Below are 14232 nucleotides of genomic sequence, written 5' to 3'. Positions count from 1 at the left end.
CGCCCGGTTACATTCCGAACCCGGAAGCTAAGCCTTTCAGCGCCGATGGTACTGCAGGGGGGACCCTGTGGGAGAGTAGGACGCCGCCGAACAATCATTGTGGGAAAGCCCCGCACCTTATGGTGCGGGGCTTTTCTGCGTTTACGGCCGGGTCACGGCAACGAGGGCCGTCCGGACGTACTCGACCTCGGCCCACGGCCGCAGTATCAGCCGCTCGGTCTCGAGGTGGAACGGCATCGTCTCGTATGTCATGGCCCTAGTGTCAGGCCGGCGCCACCAGTTGGGTGTCGTAGGCCAGGATGACTGCCTGTACGCGGTCGCGGGCGCCTGTTTTGGCGAGGATGCGGCCCACGTGGGTTTTGACCGTGGATTCCGCGAGGTGGAGGCGTTCGGCGATCTCCGTGTTCGTCCAGCCCTGGCCGATGACCGTGAGGATCTCGCGTTCCCGGTCCGTCAGGGAGGCGAGGCGGGGGTCCTCCTGGGTCGGGGTGGTCGCCGCGGCCGCCGGTGGCAGGTGGTGGATGTAGGCGTCCAGGAGGCGACGGGTGAGGCTCGGGGCGACGACCGCGTCGCCGCTGGCGACCGCGCGGACGCCCGCGAGGAGTTCCTCCGGCTGCGCGTCCTTCACCAGGAAGCCGCTGGCGCCGGCGCGGAGGCCGTCGTACGCGTACTCGTCCAGGTCGAAGGTGGTGACGATCAGGATCCGGGTACGGGCGCCGGTGGCGATGATGCGGCGGGTGGCCTCGATGCCGTCGAGGCCGGGCATCCGGATGTCCATCAGGACGACGTCCGGGTGGAAGCGGTCGACCAGGCGGATCGCATCGGCGCCGTTCGACGCCTCGCCGACGACGGTCATGTCGTCCTGGCTCTCGAGCAGCATGCGGAAGCCGAAGCGCTGCATCGGCTGGTCGTCCGCGATGAGAACGGTCGTCACGAGGGGGAGTCCTCCCGGGGAAGTCGGAGTCGGACGGCCCAGCCGCCGGCCGGCTGGGGGCCGCAGTCGAGCGTGCCGTCGTAGAGGGCCGCGCGTTCGCGCATGCCCGTGAGGCCCTGCCCCTGGCCGGGGGAAGGGGGTACCGCCGCTGTTCCCGTGTCGGTGACCTCCGCTCGTACCTCCGTGGGGGTGTACGTGAGGAGCACCGTTGCTTTCGCGCCTTCGCCGGCGTGCTTCAGGGTGTTCGTCAGGGCTTCCTGCACCACCCGGTAGACCGTCAATTGGGCTCCCGGGGCCAGTGGTTGGGGCGTCGGTTCGTCGCGGAGGTCGAAGCGTACCGGCAGGCCTGCGTTTCGTACGCCGGTGATCAGGGCGTCCAGGTCGGCCAGGGTGGGCTGGGGGTCCCGTACCGCCGCTTCCTCGTCGTCGCGCAGGACGCCGAGGAGGCGGCGGAGTTCACCGAGGGCCTCGCGGCTCGTAGTGCCGATGGCGTCGAGGGCCTGGGCGGCGCGCTCGGGGTTCTTGGCGGCCGCGTAACGGCCCCCGTCCGCCAGGCCGGTGATGACCGAGAGGTTGTGGCCGATGATGTCGTGCATCTCGCGGGCGATACGGGTGCGTTCGGCCGCCGCCGCGAGGCGGACCTCCTGGTCGCGTTCGATCTCCAGGCGGCGGGCCCGGTCGACGAGGCCCGCCGTGTAGTCCCGGCGGGCGCGGACCGCGATGCCGAGGAGGGCGACGAGCGCGTACGCCCACAGGACGGGGATCACGCGCTGGTCCCAGACCTCCCGGGAGAAGCGGAGCGCTCCCGTCACCAGTGGGGGTGCGACCAACCCCAGGCACCACAGGAGCGCGCGGGGTGGCCGTATCAGCGCGATGTGGAAGACCGGGAGCAGCTGGAGGTACGAGGCCTGGAGGAAGGCGCCCGAGGCGTCGCTGACGAGTGCCGCGCAGGCCATCACGGCGAGGGCGGCCGTGGGGTGTCGGCGGCGCCAGTACAGGGGGAGGGTGAGGCCCAGGCTGAGGACGGTCACGAACCAGGTGGGCAGGGTCGGGTCGGGGGCGGTGTTCCGCCAGCCGCCGGCCGCGTCCACGAGCGCCGCCACCGTCCAGAGGATCGTCAGCGTGGCGTCCCACGGCCAGGGGTGCCGGGTGTCGAAGGCCCGGAGGCGGGTCAGCAGACGGTGGACGTGGCGGCTCAGGCCCGTCGGGTCGGTCGGCTGCGGTGCTTCCTCCGTGGTCACCCCGTCATCATCCTCATACGTCCCGGCGCTTGAGCAACAGGGCGGGGACGGCGAGGGACGCGGCCGCCCAGAGGAGCAGGGCGAGCAGGGCGGCGCCGGGGGAGGCGGCGCCCGGCAGGGGGGTCGCGGAGCCGAGGGCGCCCGCGGCCTGGGTGGGGAAGTACCGGACGGCGGTGTCCATGGCCTCGTACGGGAGCATGCCGAGGATCTCGGGGACGATCAGTACCCCGCCGACGAACGCGCCGATCGCGCCCGGGACCGAGCGGAGGGTGGCGCCGAGGCCGAGGGCGAGTACGCCGAGGAGGGTGACCCCTGCGGCGTTGCCCGCGAGGGCGGCGAGGACGCCGTCGTCGGTGAGGGAGGCGGCCTGGTCGGTGTCGGAGAGGAAGAGTTGGGCGGTGAGGAAGGTGAGCAGGGCGGTGGCGGAGGTGAGGGTGAACGTCACGGCGGTGAAGACGGCGGCCTTCGCCCAGAGGACCGGGAGGCGTCTCGGGACGGCGGTGAGGGAGGCGCGGATCATGCCCGTCGCGTACTCGCCGGCGGTGACGAGGATGCCGAGGACGGCGAGGGCGATGCCGCCGAGCTGGGAGCCGTAGAGGGTGAGGACGACGGTGTCGACGTCGGAGTCGCCGCCATCGGAGGTGTAGGTGGCGCCCATGAGGATGCCGACGCCGAGGACGAGTGCGGTGGCGGTGAGGACGGTGATCCAGGTGGAGCGGACCGTCCACAGTTTGTGCCACTCGGAGCGGAGTACGCGCGCGTGGGTGAGGGTCGGGGCGGACAGCGGGGTGGGGGTGGTCGGCGTGGTCATGCGGGGGCTCCCTGGTATTCGACGGAGTCGTGGGTGAGGGCCATGAACGCCTGCTCGAGGGAGGCGGCCTGGGGGGTGAGTTCGTGGAGGGCGAGACCGTGGGCGGCGGCCGCGCGGCCGATCTCCGGGGCGTCCGGGCCGGTGACGACGAGTGTGTCGGGGGCCTCCACGGTGATGCCGGCGCCGGGCAGCAGGGTGCGCAGCCGGTCCGCCTCGGGGGTGACGACCTTGACGGTCGCGCTGCCGGAGGTGCGGACGAGCTCGTCGACGGTGGTGTCGGCGAGGAGCCGGCCCTTGCCGATGACGATGAGGTGATCGGCGGTGAGGGCCATCTCGCTCATGAGGTGGGAGGAGACGAGGACGGTACGGCCTTCGGCGGCCAGGGACTTGAGGAGGGTGCGGATCCAGAGGACGCCCTCGGGGTCGAGGCCGTTGACCGGTTCGTCGAGGATGACGGTGGCCGGGTCGCCGAGGAGGGCGGCGGCGATGCCGAGGCGCTGGCCCATGCCGAGGGAGAAGCCCTTGACGCGTTTGCGGGCGACGTGGGTGAGGCCCGTGAGGGCGAGAACCCGCTCCACGCGTGCGCGGGGGATGCCGTGGGTGTGGGCGAGGGCCATGAGGTGGTGGTGGGCGGAGCGGCCGGGGTGCACCGAGCGGGCTTCGAGGAGGGCGCCGACCTGGGTGAGGGGCGCGGGGTGGGCGGCGTAGGGGCGGCCGCCGATGGTCGCGTGGCCGCGGGTGGGGGCGTCGAGGCCGAGGATCATGCGGAGGGTGGTGGACTTTCCGGCTCCGTTGGGGCCGAGGAAGCCGGTGACGGCGCCGGGGCGGACGGTGAAGCTGAGGTCCTGGACGACGGTGGTGGGCCCGTACCGCTTGGTGAGGTGCTCTGCTCGGATCATGCTTCGACGCTAGGGAGCGGGCGGCGGCGGGACGTCCGACCGGGGGTGGGAGCCGGCGCGGGGGCGTAGTACCGGGGTACGACGAAACCCGTTTGTCACGCGGTCGTGCGGTGGAGAGGATCCGGCCATGGACTTTTCGATACGTGTCATCCGCGCCGACGAGTGGGAGAAGGCCCGTGAGCTGCGGCTGACGGCGCTGCGGGACCCGGTCGCGCACCTCGCGTTCCTCGACACGTACGAGGCGGCGGTCGGACGGCCGGACGACTTCTGGCGTGAGCGGGCCGAGGGGGCGTCCGAGGACGGGCCCGGCGGGGTGCGCCAGCTCGTCGCGGAGACGCCGGACGGGCGGTGGGTGGGCACGGTGACGGTGCTGGTGGAGCGGGCGGCGGCCGAGACGCTGTTCGGGGAGGTTCCCGTGGTCGAGCAGACCCATGTCGTCGGGGTGTTCGTGCGGGACGAGGCACGTGGGGCCGGGGTCATCGACGCGCTGTTCGCAGCGGCGGCCGAGTGGTCCTGGTCGCTGACCGAGCCGCGGATCGAGCGGGCGCGGTTGTACGTGCACGCGGAGAACACCCGGGCGCAGGCGGTGTACCGGCGGCTCGGGTACGCGGCGACCGGGGTACAGGTCGCGCTCCACGCGGGTCAGGACGCGGTCGAGGTGGAGTACGAGCTGCTGCGGCCCGCCTGAGCGGCGGGTCCCCTCAGTGGCTGAGGGAGGTCTCCGGCCAGCGGGTGCGGGCCTGTTCGCGGGAGCGGAGGAGCGCCAGGGTCGGGAGGCCCTGGTCGTGGCCGGTGGCGAGGAGCTGCGGGAGCTGGGGGAGCGGGGCCACGGCGGCGACGTCGTCGAGGACGAGCGTGAGTGGTGGGTCGAGCCGACCGTCGGATGACCGTGCGGCCATGCGGCGGCCGTGCTCGACCACGCTTGCGGCGAGCGCCGTCAGGAGCGGCATCGCGCCGGGGTGGGTGCGGGGATCCTCGATCGGTTCCCCCACCACGTAGAGGGTGCCCCCTTCGGGGAGGAAAGATGCCAGCGCCAGGGAATCCGTCCGATTCGGGGTGCACGCCTCGCGGATGTGGATCGAGGAGAGTGCCGCGAGCGCGCGTGCCGTCAGTTCCTGGGCCAGGCGGCGGCTTTCGGGGTGGGCCGTCAGGGCCGATTCCAGGAGGCCCGCGTGGCCTGATGCGGCCTTCGGGTGGCTGCGGAGGATCCGTACCGGCTCGTGGGCGCCGGTGCCCTGGGCCCAGCGGTGGACCTGGCGGAAGGGGCGCCCGTCGACGGCGGCGGCGTGCAGCCAGCAGCGCAGGAGCGTTTCCGCGGTGTCGGCGGTGGCCGCGTCGAGGCGGGAGTGCGGGCGTACGGGGGCGAGCAGGGCGACGGCCCGCTCCGTGGCCACGTCGGGGTCCTCGCAGTGCTCGGACGGCGACCAGTGGAGCCGGGCGGGGGTGTCGCAGAGGTGGCCGGGGTCGTGGACGAGGACCGGGCCGAGTTTGCCGCGCGCGTCCTTGGTCGCGGACCAGATGGCCGGGTCGGAGGTGACGACCAGGACCGGGCCCTCGGCGTCGTGGATCGCCTGGACGGCGGCGGGGCGGCGGGCGTCCGGGGGGCCGTAGAAGGTGCGGGCCGGTGGGCCGGGGGCCACGGGGTGGGGAGCGGGGGCGGTCGGTGCGGGTACGAGGGGCCCGGGGGCGGGCGCCGGGTGGGCGGTGGCCGGTGGCCAGGGGGCGGGCGGGGGCGGGGTCGGTGCCGGGGTGGTGGGCGCCGGGGCCGGCGAGGCCGTCAGGGGTGTCTGGCCCGCCGGGGGCGCCGTGTTCTCCTCCGGGCGGGGCGGGGTGACCTGTGTCGATGGCGGCCCTTCCTCCCGTACCCGCGCTCCGACGGCGTACTCGTACGCCCCCGCCTTCCGGTTCGCCCTGACCGCTCGCCAGCGGGCCACCGTGCCGAGCGTGAAGATCGCGAGGACCAGCAGGATCATCGCCTCGCCGATCAGCAGGCCCCAGAAGAGCCCGTACCCCGAGAGCTGGCCCGGCGGGGTGGTGGGCCAGGCCGTCGCGAGGTCGGTCGGGGCGGTCACCAGGGAGCGCAGGGCGGACGGCGTGCCCGTGAGGGTGATGCCGTCCGGCCAGGCGCCGTGGGAGAGCAGGCCGGCCAGGCCGGTCGCCGTCCACACCAGGACCGTGAGGCAGAGGAGGAGGCCGAACAGGCTGAGCAGCAGCCCGTCGGAGACTCCCCCGCCCTTCCGTGCCGTCTCCATCTACGCCACCGTCGACTGCGACGTGCCGTTCAGCTGCTGCTCGATGAGGATCGCGCGCTGTTCCGTCTCCCACTCCAGTTCCGGGTCGACGGCCGAGGACTCGGTCATGGCGCGGTCGGTGTAGACCAGCGGGCGTTCCTTCTCGGTGATGAGGTGTTTGACCACCTGCACGTTGCCGTTGACGTCCCAGACCGCGATGCCGGGGGTGAGGGTCGGGATGATCTCGACCGCCCAGCGTGGCAGGCCGAGGACCCGGCCCGTGTTGCGTGCCTCGTCGGCCTTCTGGGCGTAGATGGTCCGGGTGGAGGCCATCTTGAGGATCGCCGCGGCCTCCTTGGCGGCCGCTCCGTCGACGACGTCGGAGAGGTGGTGGACGACGGCGACGAAGGACAAGCCGAGGCGGCGGCCGAACTTCAGCAGCCGCTGGAACAGCTGGGCCACGAACGGGCTGTTGATGATGTGCCAGGCCTCCTCGACGAGGAAGATGCGCTTCTTCCGGTCGGGGCGGATCCAGGTGTGTTCCAGCCAGACGCCGACGATCGCCATGAGGATCGGCATGGCGATGGAGTTGCGGTCGATGTGGGAGAGGTCGAAGACGATCAGGGGCGCGTCGAGGTCGATGCCGACGGTCGTGGGGCCGTCGAACATGCCGCGGAGGTCGCCGTCCACCAGCCGGTCGAGTACGAGGGCCACGTCCAGGCCCCAGGCCCGTACATCGTCTATGTCGACGTTCATCGCCTCCGCCGACTCCGCCTCGGGGTGGCGGAGCCGTTCCACGATGTCGGTGAGGATCGGCTGGCGGTCGGTGGTGTGGTCGGTGACGTGGGCGTGGGCGACCTTGAGCGCGAAGCCGGAGCGCTCGTCGAGGCCGTGGCCCATCGCCACCTCGATGATCGTACGGAGCAGGGCGAGCTGTCCCGTGGTCGTGATCGAGGGGTCGAGCGGGTTGAGGCGGATCCCCGAGTCGTTGGCGACCATCGGGTCCAGGCGGATGGGGGTTATCCCCAGCTCCTGGGCGATGAGGTTCCATTCGCCGACGCCGTCCTCGCCCTGGGCGTCGAGGACGACGACCTGCCGGTCCCGGAAGCGGAGCTGGCGGAGCACGTACGTCTTCTCCAGGGCCGACTTGCCGTTGCCGGACTCGCCGAGGACCAGCCAGTGCGGGGCGGGGAGCTGCTGCCCGTACAGCTGGAAGGGGTCGTAGATGTACCCCTTGCCGCTGTAGACCTCGCGGCCGATGATGACGCCGGAGTCGCCGAGGCCGGGGGCGGCGGTCGGCAGGTAGACGGCCTGGGCCTGCCCGGTGGAGGTGCGGACGGGCAGGCGGGTCGTCTCCACCTTTCCGAAGACGAAGGAGGTGAAGGCGTCGGTGAGGACGGACAGCGGGTCTCGCATGGGTCTGTGCCCCTTCGGCCTTAGCGGCGGATGCCGGTCGCGAACGGCAGGGTGTTCACAAAGGCCCGGTGGTGCTCGCGGTCGCACCACTCCAGCTTCAGGTACGACTTGCCGGCGGATGCCCTGATCGTGCGCTTGTCCCGGGCCAGGGCCTCGGGGGAACGCGACGACACCGTGATGTAGCCGACGAGGTTCACTCCGGCGGCGCCGCTGGCGAGGTCCTCACCGCGCTGGTCGAGCCGGCCGTGGGCGGCGATGTCGCGGGGGTCGACCGTGCGGTTCATCTTGGCGGCGCGGCTGGCGTCGGCCTCGTCGTTGGTCTTCTCGGTGAGCATCCGCTCGATGGCGACCTCGGTGGGCTCCAGGTCCATGGTCACGGCGACCGTACGGATCACGTCCGGGGTGTGGACGAGGAGCGGGGCGAGGAAGTTGACGCCGACGGGGGTCATCGGCCATTCCTTCACCCAGGCGGTGGCGTGGCACCAGGGGGCGCGGGTGGAGGACTCGCGGGTCTTGGCCTGGAGGTACGTCGGTTCCATCGCGTCGAGTTCGGCCGGCCAGGCGTTTCGCTTCGTCATGGCCTGGATGTGGTCGATGGGGTGGTCCGGGTCGTACATGGAGTGTACGAGGGACGCGAGGCGGGACTGGCCGAGGGGCTGGCGGACGCGGATGTCGGCCTCGGCGAGACGGGCGCAGATGTCGGTGAGCTCACGGGCCATGACGACGGCGAGGCCCGCGTCGCGGTCGAGGCGGCGGGCGCCGGAGGCCTGCTTGGCGGCGCGGGCCATGGCGTTGGCCTCGGCGGCGAGTTCGCGCGTGTAGTGCATGCAGGCGACGAGGTAGGCGCGGTGCTGCTCGCTGGAGGTGGAGACCATCGACTGGAGCTGCTCGTACGACTCCATGAGCCACGCGGGCGCGTGCGGGTCGCCGCGCTGGCCGACGTCCTTGGCGTGGGCGTCGGGGTCGGCCGGGAGGGTGCGGGCCAGCATCTGGAGGCGGGTGACGAAGCCGTCGCCGTTGGCGACGTGCTTGAGGAGGGTGCCGAAGCGGTCGACCAGGGCCTCCTGGTCCTCGCTGTCGCGCAGGCCGACGCCGGGGCCCTCGATCTCGATGGCGGCGGTGACGGTGCGGCGGTCGGCGTGCAGGAGGACGGCGATCTCGTCGGGGCCGAAGGGGGCGGCGAGCCAGCCGACGCGGCCGATGCCGGGCGGCGGGCCGACCTCGACCTCGCGGCCGTCGAGGCGGGTGCCGGCCTCGGTGACGACGGAGCGGTACGCCGTGCCCCGCTTGAGCATCCGCTTGTAGCTGCGGTTGATCTCGAACCACTTGTAGAACGTGCGGTGCTTGTACGGGAGGTACACGGCGGCGATGGCGAGCATCGGCAGGCCGGCGAGGAGCCCGATCCGCAGGGGGAGGAGGGGGACGAGGAGTCCGCTCATCATGCCGAGGAAGGCACCGACGACGATCAGGGCGATCTCGCCGGTCTCGCGGTTCTTGCCGACGATCGCGTTCGGCCGGGCACGGCCGACGAGATACGTACGGCGGGGCGCGACCGGCTGGGACTGGGTCGTCAACGCCCTGCACCTCCAGAGTTCTTGCGGTTGCTGTGCGGGGTGCCCGCGGTGGGGCTGCTGCTACGGGGCGGGGGCGGGGGAGTCGCACCGCCGCCGCGGCTGCTGTGGGCGGCCATGCCGCCGGAGACGGGGTTGGCGGGGCGGGCGGGCTGGGCGCCGCTCTGGCCTCCGCCGCCGTCGCCGCGGGAGCTGTGGGTCTTGATGCCCTGGGAGACGAGGGAGGCGGGGGAGGTCATGACGGCTGCGGCCGTGTTCTCGCCGGCGCGGTGGAGGCGGTTGTTGCGGGAGGCGGCGATCTCGTCGCCGAAGCCGGGGACGAAGCGGTAGATCATCGCGGAGGCGAAGATCGCGAGCAGGATGATCGCGAGGCCGGAGACGACGGCGGAGAACGCGTCGGGGCCGGTGCCGGAGGAGAGCGCGCCGGCCAGGCCGAGGACGATCACGATGACCGGTTTGACGAGGATGATCGCGATCATGATGCCGGCCCAGCGGCGGACGTGGCCCCACATGTTCTTGTCGACGAGCCCGGAGTAGACGACGACGCCGAGGAGGGCGCCGACGTACAGCATGACGGCGCGGAGGAACAGCTCCAGGTAGAGGACGCCCGCGGCGACGACGGTCACCAGGGACACGATGATCAGCATGATGGGGCCGCCACCGATGCTGTCGCCCTTTTGCAGGGCCTGCTTGAAGCTGCCGAAGAAGACGTCGGTCTGCTGGCCGGTGCCGGAGGCGATGACCTCGGTGACGGCGTCGGTGGCGTTGACGACGGTGTAGAGGATCAGGGGGGTGAAGGCGGAGGCGAGGACCGTCAGCCAGAGGAAGCCGATGGCTTCGGAGAGCGCAGTGGTGAGGGGGACGCCGCGGATGGCTCGCTTGGCGACGGCGAGGAGCCAGAGGAGGAGGGTGAGGACGGTGGAGGCGGCGAAGACGATGGCGTACCGGCCGAGGAACTCCGGGTTGGTGAAGTCGACGTCGGCGGTTTCTTTGACGGCTTTGGAGAGGTAGTCGATGGTGGCGATGGCGGCGTCGGCGCAGCCGCGGGAGAGCGACGACAGGGGGTCGAGCGCGGCCGCGGGGTCGGTGACGGGGGCGCTGTCCGCTCCGCCGCCGGGCTGGCCCCTCTCGCACAGGTCCCGGGCCTGCCCGACGATGAGGCCGCAGTCGTTGTTGGAGGCGCTCGGGGACGGGGTGGGCGCCGTCGGCGTCGGGGTGGGTGCGGCGTGGGCGACGGAGAACGACAGGAAGGGTACGGCGAGGAGGGCGGCGGCGGCCGTGGCCGACGCGCGCCCCGCCAGACTGCGGCTAGCGGGCATAGGTGAAGCCTCCGTATCCCTCGACCGCCGCGGCGATCTCGTCGGCCATGGAGGCGCGGTTGTCGCCGTTCACCGGTGTCGGGCCCTCGGTCTGGCTCGACGACGTGATCCGCCAGTCGCCCCCGGTCCAGGTGAGCTTCTCGGTGAGGGTGAACCACGCCGAGGTGACGGGCTTGGTCGAGCCCGCGCCGGCGAGGCCGAGGAGGCCGGTGCACCACACCTCGACGGTCGCGGAGGTCTCCGTGTAGTCGAGGACCTTGGCGCCGACCGGGACCGTGCGCGACACGAAGGTCAGGCCGGAGGGCGCGGTGCCGTTCTCGTCGAGTCCGATGCTGGTCAGGAAGTCGGCCGAGTAGGAGGCGTCAAGCCGCTTCACCAGGTCGTCCGCGACGGCGGGGTCGTGGGTGGCGCGCACGATGTCCTCGCGGGGGCCGGCCGTGAACATGCCGTCGGAGCCCAGCGCCACCGCGTAGTTCGACGCCGCGCTCTGTGCTCCCTGTTCGTCGTGGGCGTAGCCCGTGGGGATCGTGCCGGTCTTGGCCTTGACCGGGCGGACGCCCGTCGCCGCTGTGGGGTCGCCCGCCGGTGCGCCCTTGCGGGGTGAGGTGCCCGCCGCGTCCGCCGGGTCGCCGCCGCCCCGGTTGGCGAAGGCGATGGCCGCGACGAGGAGGACCACCACGCCCACGACCGCGAGGAGGGAGCGGGAGCTGCGGACGGGGCGGCGGGCGCCGCCGTAGACGTCGCCGCTGTTGCCTTCGGGCAGGCGGGTCCGGGTCTGGCCCGAGCCGCCCACGCCGCCGAAGCTGTCGTGCTCGTCACCGGGACTCATGCCGGGTACGCCCCCTCACTGGTTCGCGGTACGGGCAGTGCTGCAACGTGACTGGACATCAGGGAACGCAATCTCAGGAGGACGGGGTCCGACGGGGTATCAGACGGCCATCCCGTACACGATCGTGAACAGCGTCCCCAGCGATCCGATGATGAAGACGCCGGTCAGACCGGCCACGATCAGACCCTTGCCCTGTTCCGCGCTGAAGGTGTCGCGGAGGGCGGTCGCGCCGATGCGCTGCTTGGCCGCGCCCCAGATGGCGATGCCGAGGCAGAGCAGGATGGCCACGGCCATCACGACCTCGATCATGATCTTGGCTTCTGCGCCCAGACTGCCGAAAGGCCCCCAGTTCGGGGCGATTCCACCGATGATGGTGGTGATGTCGCCCTTCTCTGCCGCCAGGTACATGTAACTCACCGCCCCTGTTGGGTAGTTAGTTGCCCCTGCCGGACGGCATGGGTCATCGTCCTATCTTCGCTGATGAAACCGCCCGTGTGCGACGGCTTGACGGGTCTCTTTACCCGATCCCCGCACACTTGACCGGTCTGACCGTCTTGACCTGCGGTGGTGTGGCCGGTTTCCATGCGAAGACGCGTATGGTCACTCTGTGTATCACGGAGAGTGACTCCGGGCAATGATTGTCGTTGTTGCACTCTTGGGGCCGCGTCGAACCGGCGGACGTCCCCACGGGGCCCCCGCCGCCTAGACTCGGTCGGCGGGGCGTACTGCCATGGGCCGAGGGGTGGTTGACGGTGCGTAGGGCTGGCAAGGGGTGGCTGGTGGCCGGGGGTGCCATCGGGGTCTGTCTCGGGTTCGTCGCCCTGCTCGTCGTCGGCACGTTCTCCGCCGCGGCCGGTCTCGTCGGCGGCGCCGGGGGCTCCAAGAACGGCACCGTGGCGCTGGCCAAGGGTGCGGTGCCCGCGCTGTACCAGGGGCTCGTGCAGCGGTGGGGGAACCTCTGCCCCGCCATCAACCCGGCGTTGCTCGCCGCCCAGCTCTACCAGGAGAGCGGCTGGAACCCGCGGGCCGTCTCCCCCGCCGACGCCATGGGCATCGCCCAGTTCATCCCCGGCACCTGGGCCGGTCACGGCGTGGACGGCGACGGGGACGGCGACCGGGACGTCTGGGACCCCGAGGACGCGATCCCCTCGGCCGCCTCGTACGACTGCGAACTCGCCGGCTACGTGAAGAAGGTGCCGGGCGACCCGACGGACAACATGCTGGCCGCGTACAACGCGGGCGCGTACGCGGTCATCAATCATGGCGGGATTCCGCCGTACACCGAGACCCAGAACTACGTCCGCATCATCCGGTCCCTGGAGAAGAGCTTCGCCCGGCCCCTGGGCCGCGTCGAGCCCTCCCGGCAGGCGGCGGGCGCGATCCACTACGCGCAGCAGAAGCTCGGCACCCCGTACCTCTGGGGCGGTACGGGCACGGCCGCGCAGAACGGCCGGTTCGACTGCTCCGGGCTGACGCAGGCGGCGTACGAGAGCGTGGGCATCGATCTGCCGCGCGTCGCCAACGACCAGTACAACGCCGGTCCGCACCCGAGCAGGGACGAGTTGCTCCCCGGGGACCTGGTCTTCTTCTCCGACGACCTGACCAACTCCCGGACCATCCGTCACGTCGGCATCTACGTCGGCGGCGGGTACATGATCGACGCGCCGCGCACCGGGGCGGTGATCCGTTTCGACCGGATCGACACCCCGGACTACTTCGGCGCGACCCGGGTCACCGCGGAGGGCGCGGCGGCGCTGCCGACCCATCTCCCGGGGGCCTGAGCCGAGCAGACGGACCGTCGGGTCGTCGGGGCGCCGGGCCGTGGGTCGTACCGGACATGGCCGGAACTCTCCGTCATGCAGAGGCCCTGAGCTGCGGCACGCCGTCACTCTTCGATAACGTCATCATGATCCACCGGAGAGAGCGGAACGTACGCCTCAGGCGGTTCGTTCCCTGATCCGACCACGCTGACCACGGGGGTTGGAAACCACCAGACACGAGAGCAAGGGGCCGCAGCAGATGGCTGGACTCGCATCGGACGGTTCGAACCCCGATGTCAGCCTGCTCTACGACATCAACGGGCTGGCCAAGGCCGCACCGCCGTGGTTCGACCGCGTCATGGAGTTCGTCGGCGAGTACGGGATCATGCTCGCGCTGGCTCTCGTCTGCCTGTGGTGCTGGTGGAGCGTCCGCCGCCGCGGCACCCTCGCCGACTCCGTCTCGGCCGTCGCCGGGCTCGTCTGGGCCCCGCTGGCCGCCGGCGTCGCCCTCCTGGTGAACATCCCCATCCGCGGCTTCGTCGAGCGCCCCCGGCCGTTCAAGGAGCACCAGGGGCTCGACGTGCTCATCGAGGGGAAGACCGACTTCTCCTTCGTCAGCGACCACGCCACCCTGGCGATGGCCCTCGGCGTCGGTGTCTTCGTCGCCCACCGCAGGTTCGGGTTCGCGGCCATCGGCCTCGCGCTCGCCGAGGGCTTCGCGCGGGTCTACATGGGCGTCCACTACCCGACCGACGTGATCGGCGGCTTCGCCCTCGGTACGGCGGTCGCGCTGCTCCTCGCCCCGCTCGCGCTCGCCCTGCTCACCCCGGTGGTCTCCGCCGTCGCCCGCTCGGGCCTCGGCGCCCGGCTCGTCCGCTCCGGCCGGGCCGAGGGGCCGCGGCGCCCGGAGGCGGTCGGCATCCCCGAGCCCCGTATCGGCGGCCCGACCGCGGACTCCGACCGGAACGACCTCGCGGCCTGATCCGGTGGGCTGAACCGGAGCGAATGGCCGGAGAAGCCCTAGGCCTCCGCGCCGGAGGTCGTACGGACGTGGTCCGCCGCGTCCGTACGGGCGCGGTCCCGGGACCGGCGGGCCGGGCCCGTCCAGCCGCAGCTGCACCGTGCCAACGCGAACGAGCCGCGTTCCGTCGTCGTGGCGGTGTGGGGGCTGGACTGCGCGTGCACACCACCACCGTACTGCGCGTGACGGCACGCGTCGGC

General features: G+C 71.9%; 14 protein-coding genes, 1 rRNA gene and 1 pseudogene. 4 read left to right on the top strand and 12 right to left on the bottom strand.

Features of this window, described 5'->3' with window-relative positions:
• Window positions 1-92, top strand: a 5S ribosomal RNA gene (gene rrf, locus ABT034_RS24680); the annotation flags it as partial.
• A gap of 94 nt (window positions 93-186) precedes the next feature.
• Here rrf and ABT034_RS35345 read toward each other — a convergent pair.
• From ABT034_RS35345 to ABT034_RS24660, 5 genes and pseudogenes are all read right to left on the bottom strand, one after another.
• Window positions 187-252: pseudogene (locus tag ABT034_RS35345) on the bottom strand (GNAT family N-acetyltransferase); the annotation flags it as partial.
• A 10-nt stretch (window positions 253-262) separates the two neighbouring features.
• Entirely contained in the window at window positions 263-934 is a 672-nt protein-coding gene (locus ABT034_RS24675) for a response regulator (protein ID WP_351218709.1), read from the bottom strand.
• The gene (locus ABT034_RS24670) at window positions 931-2175 is read right to left on the bottom strand and encodes a sensor histidine kinase (protein ID WP_351218707.1); all 1245 of its coding nucleotides are present in this window, start codon (window positions 2173-2175) and stop codon (window positions 931-933) included. Before ABT034_RS24670 ends, ABT034_RS24675 begins: the two co-directional genes overlap by 4 nt.
• Before the next feature lie 13 nt (window positions 2176-2188).
• On the bottom strand, window positions 2189-2986 hold the full coding sequence (locus ABT034_RS24665) for an ABC transporter permease (protein WP_351218705.1): 798 nt from the start codon (window positions 2984-2986) through the stop codon (window positions 2189-2191).
• Window positions 2983-3885 (bottom strand): ABC transporter ATP-binding protein, encoded by a 903-nt coding sequence (locus tag ABT034_RS24660; RefSeq protein ID WP_351218703.1) that lies wholly within the window; start codon window positions 3883-3885, stop codon window positions 2983-2985. The genes ABT034_RS24665 and ABT034_RS24660 overlap by 4 nt, the downstream gene beginning before the upstream one ends.
• A gap of 127 nt (window positions 3886-4012) precedes the next feature.
• On the opposite strand from ABT034_RS24660, the gene ABT034_RS24655 reads away from it, so the two are divergent.
• Window positions 4013-4573, top strand: coding sequence for a GNAT family N-acetyltransferase (locus ABT034_RS24655; protein WP_351218701.1), 561 nt, complete (start codon window positions 4013-4015; stop codon window positions 4571-4573).
• Between the two features lie 13 nt (window positions 4574-4586).
• Here ABT034_RS24655 and ABT034_RS24650 read toward each other — a convergent pair whose 3' ends face one another.
• From ABT034_RS24650 to ABT034_RS24625, 6 genes are all read right to left on the bottom strand, one after another.
• A complete protein-coding gene (locus ABT034_RS24650) occupies window positions 4587-6137 on the bottom strand; it encodes a type IV secretory system conjugative DNA transfer family protein (protein WP_351218699.1) in 1551 nt (516 codons plus the stop codon).
• On the bottom strand, window positions 6138-7532 hold the full coding sequence (locus tag ABT034_RS24645) for an ATP-binding protein (RefSeq protein ID WP_351218697.1): 1395 nt from the start codon (window positions 7530-7532) through the stop codon (window positions 6138-6140).
• A gap of 20 nt (window positions 7533-7552) precedes the next feature.
• Window positions 7553-9106 carry an SCO6880 family protein gene (locus ABT034_RS24640; RefSeq protein WP_351218695.1) on the bottom strand — a complete coding sequence of 518 codons (1554 nt, stop codon included), beginning with the start codon at window positions 9104-9106 and terminating at the stop codon, window positions 7553-7555.
• Window positions 9103-10422, bottom strand: coding sequence for a hypothetical protein (locus tag ABT034_RS24635; RefSeq protein WP_351218693.1), 1320 nt, complete (start codon window positions 10420-10422; stop codon window positions 9103-9105). The genes ABT034_RS24640 and ABT034_RS24635 overlap by 4 nt, the downstream gene beginning before the upstream one ends.
• Window positions 10412-11251, bottom strand: a complete 840-nt coding sequence (locus ABT034_RS24630) for a DUF8175 domain-containg protein (protein ID WP_351218691.1) — start codon at window positions 11249-11251, stop codon at window positions 10412-10414. Before ABT034_RS24630 ends, ABT034_RS24635 begins: the two co-directional genes overlap by 11 nt.
• A 99-nt stretch (window positions 11252-11350) precedes the next feature.
• Window positions 11351-11659 carry a DUF8827 family protein gene (locus ABT034_RS24625; protein WP_017242359.1) on the bottom strand — a complete coding sequence of 103 codons (309 nt, stop codon included), beginning with the start codon at window positions 11657-11659 and terminating at the stop codon, window positions 11351-11353.
• Between the two features lie 368 nt (window positions 11660-12027).
• Here ABT034_RS24625 and ABT034_RS24620 point away from each other — a divergent pair, with 368 nt between their 5' ends.
• Together ABT034_RS24620 and ABT034_RS24615 are read left to right on the top strand one after the other, a co-directional pair.
• On the top strand, window positions 12028-13032 hold the full coding sequence (locus ABT034_RS24620) for a C40 family peptidase (RefSeq protein WP_351218715.1): 1005 nt from the start codon (window positions 12028-12030) through the stop codon (window positions 13030-13032).
• Window positions 13033-13270: 238 nt separating this feature from the next.
• Window positions 13271-13993: a phosphatase PAP2 family protein gene (locus tag ABT034_RS24615; protein ID WP_351218689.1), complete on the top strand. Its 723-nt coding sequence runs from the start codon at window positions 13271-13273 to the stop codon at window positions 13991-13993.
• 38 nt (window positions 13994-14031) lie between these two features.
• On the opposite strand, the gene ABT034_RS24610 is transcribed toward ABT034_RS24615, so the two are convergent.
• Window positions 14032-14196 carry a hypothetical protein gene (locus ABT034_RS24610; RefSeq protein WP_351218687.1) on the bottom strand — a complete coding sequence of 55 codons (165 nt, stop codon included), beginning with the start codon at window positions 14194-14196 and terminating at the stop codon, window positions 14032-14034.
• Between the last annotated feature and the right edge of the window lie 36 nt (window positions 14197-14232).

The sequence above is a fragment of the Streptomyces sp. NPDC002773 genome (genome assembly GCF_040295605.1).
In the GTDB taxonomy this organism is placed as follows: domain Bacteria; phylum Actinomycetota; class Actinomycetes; order Streptomycetales; family Streptomycetaceae; genus Streptomyces.
Note: the sequence above shows the minus strand (reverse complement) of the source record. Positions and strands in the feature narration are given on the sequence as shown.

What these genes read in the sequence shown, in the direction of transcription:
- ABT034_RS24665 (WP_351218705.1), bottom strand. Translation starts at nt 2,986, where the DNA reads ATGACCACGCCGACCACCCCCACCCCGCTGTCCGCCCCGACCCTCACC.
- ABT034_RS24660 (WP_351218703.1), bottom strand. Translation starts at nt 3,885, where the DNA reads ATGATCCGAGCAGAGCACCTCACCAAGCGGTACGGGCCCACCACCGTC.
- ABT034_RS24655 (WP_351218701.1), top strand. Translation starts at nt 4,013, where the DNA reads ATGGACTTTTCGATACGTGTCATCCGCGCCGACGAGTGGGAGAAGGCC.
- ABT034_RS24650 (WP_351218699.1), bottom strand. Translation starts at nt 6,137, where the DNA reads ATGGAGACGGCACGGAAGGGCGGGGGAGTCTCCGACGGGCTGCTGCTC.
- ABT034_RS24645 (WP_351218697.1), bottom strand. Translation starts at nt 7,532, where the DNA reads ATGCGAGACCCGCTGTCCGTCCTCACCGACGCCTTCACCTCCTTCGTC.
- ABT034_RS24635 (WP_351218693.1), bottom strand. Translation starts at nt 10,422, where the DNA reads ATGCCCGCTAGCCGCAGTCTGGCGGGGCGCGCGTCGGCCACGGCCGCC.
- ABT034_RS24630 (WP_351218691.1), bottom strand. Translation starts at nt 11,251, where the DNA reads ATGAGTCCCGGTGACGAGCACGACAGCTTCGGCGGCGTGGGCGGCTCG.
- ABT034_RS24625 (WP_017242359.1), bottom strand. Translation starts at nt 11,659, where the DNA reads ATGTACCTGGCGGCAGAGAAGGGCGACATCACCACCATCATCGGTGGA.
- ABT034_RS24615 (WP_351218689.1), top strand. Translation starts at nt 13,271, where the DNA reads ATGGCTGGACTCGCATCGGACGGTTCGAACCCCGATGTCAGCCTGCTC.